General features: G+C 40.8%; 4 protein-coding genes. All 4 read right to left on the reverse strand.

Going from position 1 to position 3,595, the window contains the following annotated elements; all coding sequences use genetic code 11:
• Window positions 1-49 precede the first annotated feature (49 nt).
• The 4 genes from H6G26_RS39925 to H6G26_RS39940 all read right to left on the reverse strand — a co-directional run bounded on the left by H6G26_RS39925 (window position 50) and on the right by H6G26_RS39940 (window position 3,454).
• On the reverse strand, window positions 50-904 hold the full coding sequence (locus tag H6G26_RS39925; RefSeq protein WP_190737472.1) for a DNA cytosine methyltransferase: 855 nt from the start codon (window positions 902-904) through the stop codon (window positions 50-52).
• Window positions 901-1,293: an ASCH domain-containing protein gene (locus H6G26_RS39930; RefSeq protein WP_190737474.1), complete on the reverse strand. Its 393-nt coding sequence runs from the start codon at window positions 1,291-1,293 to the stop codon at window positions 901-903. The genes H6G26_RS39925 and H6G26_RS39930 overlap by 4 nt, the downstream gene beginning before the upstream one ends.
• Before the next feature lie 202 nt (window positions 1,294-1,495).
• Window positions 1,496-2,902 (reverse strand): AAA family ATPase, encoded by a 1,407-nt coding sequence (locus tag H6G26_RS39935; RefSeq protein ID WP_190737476.1) that lies wholly within the window; start codon window positions 2,900-2,902, stop codon window positions 1,496-1,498.
• Window positions 2,903-3,019: 117 nt separating this feature from the next.
• The gene (locus tag H6G26_RS39940) at window positions 3,020-3,454 is read right to left on the reverse strand and encodes a DnaB helicase C-terminal domain-containing protein (protein WP_242054356.1); all 435 of its coding nucleotides are present in this window, start codon (window positions 3,452-3,454) and stop codon (window positions 3,020-3,022) included.
• Window positions 3,455-3,595: the final 141 nt, after the last annotated feature.

A 3,595-nucleotide genomic window follows, 5' to 3' on the forward strand; every position in this document is an offset into this window, starting at 1 on the left:
TATTTAAATGTTTTGAGTATTTTAACTGATTGACAAAAGGTACTTTGTCCTAACCTCTCACCGATGAACTCTGACTGTTCTGATAGCGTGGAACATTTTCGAGAGTGAACACCCGTGGCTGCAACTGTCGGATGGCTTCAGCAATAGTGATCGCAGCCGTCAGGTCGTCAGCCGTTTCAATGCCCTTACCCGCTTTAGCTGTGTGAGCTTGGCTAAAGTTGGCGCATACTGGGGAGGCGTGGAGGTAATCGGGGTGGCGGGGAAAACCTATGAATCCTGACTGCGCTACTTCTTGAACTGTTAGCTGGATTATTCTACACCCATACTCGCTAAAGTTGTGGTGATGGGTTTTGGCGATCGCCTTGCTCAGTTCTGGTTTGCTTGGGTCAAACTCTACTGCAATGACTGGGCGAATACCAGCCTGTACCATCCCAGCTTCAATCCCGCCGCCGCCTGCGAAAAGTACTACAGCGATCGGTGCATCATCTGGAAGAACTGGTTTTTTATCTGTGTTATCAAAATTTTTGCAGACATCTAATTTTGGTGATGACTTTTTGGATTTCGCTTTTTTGATAAAGGCGATAATATCTTCCCTAGTTGCCCCCTGCTGTTGCATTAGACGAATCATGTGGACAGCGCCAGGGGGAATTGAGCCTATACTTTTGCTTTTCCATGCCCCGTTTATTTTCTCTTTCCAATTAAATCCCCATCGCCAACAAAAGGGGTCATTTGGGTCACGTTCACCAATCACACGGGGATAAAAAGCGTTTGAGCCATCAAGTAGCTTTTTAGTTTCGAGGTACGGATAAAGACATCCAACTGATTCCCCTTGCGAGGCTTTGACCACTTTCTCTAAGAATTTTTCGGGTATTGCAGATAACTCAGCTATTACTGTTTTAGTCATGCAGCCGCCTCCATGACCAAATCATCGGGTACTTCAAAAATCCCCAGTTGCCCAATGTAAGGAATCGGTGTAATCTCGCGCGGATTCTCCAGCTTCCAATGGTACTGAAGAGGCATCCCCCAGCCAGAAGCAACTTGTGAAAACTTGCAATCGACTATTGTGACAATACCGATGACTTGGCCACGACGTAGAGAGATTAATTCTGGGATAGACACACCCATGCTTTGAAAGAAGATAGAGGCGATTTCATATTCCTTCTTGGTACACTTTTTCGCTGCATGGATGAGAATATCATCTCGGTAATTGATGGGCCAGCCACGATTTTCTATGTTTTTGGTAGAGTAAATAATTCCCCATGCCCAAGGCTGACGGACAGATAGCGCTTTCATGTGGATGCTCCAAAAAATAAATCTAATTATTTAAATTGGAATTCAGATATTTTCGTAGTAATGTAATACTTAATTTGATTACTGTTAGCCTGAAAATGAAAAAAAAGTGGTTTTTAAAGAAGAAAGGCATTCTCATGTTTCTAATGAGGTGTTTAGACATGAGAATGTATGCTAATTCAGGATCTAGGTAAAACCTTTAATCTTACCATTTACTATAGCAGTAAAGTTGTTGCGAAGCCCGACTATAAGCAACATACAATAACTTATTCCGCATCACATTATCTCGGCAGCCAAAAATATTTGAGGTATCAACAAAGCAATTAGGAAATGTTCCCCCTTGAGATTGATGTACAGTAATTGCATAACCGTATTGCAATCGATTCATCAAGCTGCCTTTCACTAATAAATTGTAAGTTTCTAAAAACTCGTAATATTCTCGCCAAGCATAGCTTCTTTGATTTGCAGTTAGTTGAAATATTTCTTTCTTGGCATTATTTACTGCATATTTAATTAAATCCCAAGAATCAGGGTGAATTATTGATAGGGATGCTTCTTTACCCAGATCATTCTTGATTTCAATCCGATAAGTTTTAAACGGACTATGCACTAGATGATGCCTACTACCAGAGTATTCTTTAAAATCTCTTACTTCGCATTCAGCACAGGAATGCATAAAAATTTCTTTTTGTTCCCCAGAGTCGGCATTTAAGAAAATAGGTTCTTTAGCAAAAAGAATTTCTCCAATCTCTATTGGTTCAGCACCCGGATAAAGTGCAGCCCGAATTTGCTGATTCAAATTGTTAACTTGATTATTAGTCCATGCCAAAATCTTGGCTGAGGAGCGAGAAAACTTATAAGCGTCGATAGCTGCTGCTATCCAAGTATCAAATTGCATTTTCTCAATATTCCCCTGACTCTGTAATCGTGGTGGAAATTGAGAATTTAAATTTTGGCGGAGTGCAGTTACATAAGTAGCGATTGCCCCTTCATATCTCATGACTTGCGTTAATTCCATTCCCAAAGGCAACTGAAAGATCGGCGAAGAATCAACATTATCTTCAATCGGTGGCAATTGTGCTGGATCTCCCATAAAAATAGTAGGAATCCGCGAGGGAATTAACTTAAAAAGTTCTTGCCCTAGCATGGAAGCTTCATCAACTATTACTAAGTCAAATTCATGATAATAAGGCTCTCTAGAATAAGTATTTGGTTTAAGTTGTTGCTTTCCATTCTCATCATATTCTCCTCCAGGCATAACATGAAGTAAGCTGTGGAGAGTTGAGATATGTACAGTAAGACCTGCCTCTTGAGCCATTGCGTCCAATACATGTCTTGCTTTATGCGTTGGAGCGCACAAAGCAACTCTTAAACCAACATTTTTATTTTTATCTAAGTCTCGTGTTTTGAAGTAATCCTGAAACGATTGAATTACTCGCTGTACTAAAAACGTTTTTCCTGTACCTGCATAACCTCGCAATACAAACGGCATATCAGGGTTAGAAGCATACCAGTCATGGATTAAATCAAACGCTTGCATCTGATCTAAAGATAACCCTTCCCGATGCTTACTTTTGCTCCAGCCAAAGTTAATAATTGTTACTGGTTTCAATGTACTTATCTCCTTAGATCAATGAATGTAGATTTAACAGGGGCAATATTAACTTTACTTTCTACGAAAGCGTAAGAAATACATCTATCAGTGCCCAATTGAGAGAATGTACCAAATTTACCTGGCCAAGTTCAAAAATTTCGATGTGGATAAATCGCACAACATGGTCGCAGTGCCGAGCTTACCGTAAAGGCGGTTTTTCTCAACAATTAACTCGATAGTGCGATCGCTTGGGTCTTTTGTGTAAACAGCATCCCGGTAAAGCATAATCAATTGGTCGCAAACCTCAAATATCTCACCAGAGTTGCGTAACAGATGACGATTGGGGCGTTTATCAGCCGTTGTTTGATTGCCCCGATTGATTTGACAGCCCAAGAAAACAGGGATTTTGTGAGACTTGGCGATATCCCGAATCTGACGGCTAATCTTGCCGACTTCAAAGGCCATGTTCCCGCCGGACTCCAAAGGAATCTGCTGCAAGTAATCAATAAACACAGCCCCAATAGAACCACCAAATTCGGCAATAGCACGGCGCACAGCAGAAGCAATCATTAGACCTCTTGCAGAATTGATTTTGTGTTATAATGATTGGTTTTCTTAATCTGAATGGGGTGAGATAACTAAAAAGATTGATGCCTGGGGTATTTATAGCGATAGTTGTAATCGCGGAACGTCTGACAGAAAAAACATCAC

This window comes from Nostoc sp. FACHB-888 (assembly GCF_014696655.1).
In the GTDB taxonomy this organism is placed as follows: Bacteria; Cyanobacteriota; Cyanobacteriia; order Cyanobacteriales; family Nostocaceae; genus Nostoc.

What these genes read in the sequence shown, in the direction of transcription:
- H6G26_RS39940 (WP_242054356.1), bottom strand. Translation starts at nt 3,454, where the DNA reads ATGATTGCTTCTGCTGTGCGCCGTGCTATTGCCGAATTTGGTGGTTCT.
- H6G26_RS39930 (WP_190737474.1), bottom strand. Translation starts at nt 1,293, where the DNA reads ATGAAAGCGCTATCTGTCCGTCAGCCTTGGGCATGGGGAATTATTTAC.
- H6G26_RS39925 (WP_190737472.1), bottom strand. Translation starts at nt 904, where the DNA reads ATGACTAAAACAGTAATAGCTGAGTTATCTGCAATACCCGAAAAATTC.